The organism is Bradyrhizobium sp. IC3123 (assembly GCF_020193625.1).
Taxonomy (GTDB): domain Bacteria; phylum Pseudomonadota; class Alphaproteobacteria; order Rhizobiales; family Xanthobacteraceae; genus Bradyrhizobium; species Bradyrhizobium yuanmingense.
In genome coordinates this window covers 1-410 of record NZ_JADYVF010000070.1, presented here as the reverse complement: position 1 = coordinate 410, position 410 = coordinate 1, and the positions used below count along the sequence as shown (strand labels likewise).

The following is a 410-nucleotide window of genomic DNA, read 5'->3' as shown; positions in this document are numbered from 1 at the left end:
GACATGATTTGTGCGCCAACACAGATCATCGTCACAACTTTCAAGTCGCTGATTTCAAAAAACTGTAGTATTCTCTGCGAAACGATCCCTGTTTGAGAATTGAGGAGGCGAGATGTCGCAGACAGAAAATGCAGTGACTTCCTCATCAGGCACCAAGCGTACATACCGGAAAGGTAACCCTGTTCCGGCCAGAGAGAGGCAAAGAGCTTCTCTGGCTCGCAGAAGCAACACTCATAAGGCTTTTCATGCGGTTATTCAGGCCCGGTTAAAAGACAGGCTGAGTGAACTGGCGGATGAGGAAGGTATTACTCAGGCGCAGATGCTTGAAAAACTGATTGAATCAGAGCTGAAACGCAGAGCGACTTCGTAAATATTCACATTCTTGCTTATCTCAGGAGTGAGTGGTAGAT

General features: G+C 46.8%; 1 protein-coding gene. It reads left to right on the top strand.

The window, feature by feature from the left end:
- Positions 1-112 precede the first annotated feature (112 nt).
- On the top strand, positions 113-370 hold the full coding sequence (locus I6F20_RS37670; protein WP_000083845.1) for a replication regulatory protein RepA: 258 nt from the start codon (positions 113-115) through the stop codon (positions 368-370).
- Positions 371-410 lie beyond the last annotated feature (40 nt).

Bases quoted from the DNA above. Each gene is read 5' to 3' on its own strand.
- I6F20_RS37670 (WP_000083845.1), top strand. From the start codon at position 113: ATGTCGCAGACAGAAAATGCAGTGACTTCCTCATCAGGCACCAAGCGT.